The sequence below is a fragment of the Pseudomonas syringae pv. cilantro genome, assembly GCF_001293775.1.
Lineage (GTDB): Bacteria > Pseudomonadota > Gammaproteobacteria > Pseudomonadales > Pseudomonadaceae > Aquipseudomonas > Aquipseudomonas syringae_P.
Genome location: NZ_LGLN01000056.1, coordinates 150865 through 151152, shown reverse-complemented (window position 1 = coordinate 151152; position 288 = coordinate 150865). Strand labels below are relative to the sequence as shown.

Genomic DNA, 288 nt, shown 5'->3' with positions numbered 1-288 from the left:
GTTGACCGGCGAGTCCAGCACCCAGGCGTACTGGCCTTCGCGGCCTTCACCCGCCAGGCGGCACCATTTCGACAGCCGGGTGTGCAGGCAATTGCCACCCCGGTGGGGGATGTTTTGCAGCAGCAGTGACATGCCCCGAAGACGCACATTCGTGTGCGCCATGACCGCTTCGACCGAATCCTTGATCGTCCGCTGGTCAGCGTCATTGCTCTTGTCAGGTCCACCGGCGCAGCACAGCACCAGGTCAAACAGCATTTGCCGCAACCCCGGACTGTCGTGAAACTGGAA

General features: G+C 62.2%; 1 pseudogene. It reads right to left on the bottom strand.

Annotated features, from left to right (window positions below):
* Positions 1 to 288 (bottom strand): annotated as a pseudogene (locus ABJ99_RS14445) (VirB4 family type IV secretion system protein); the annotation flags it as partial.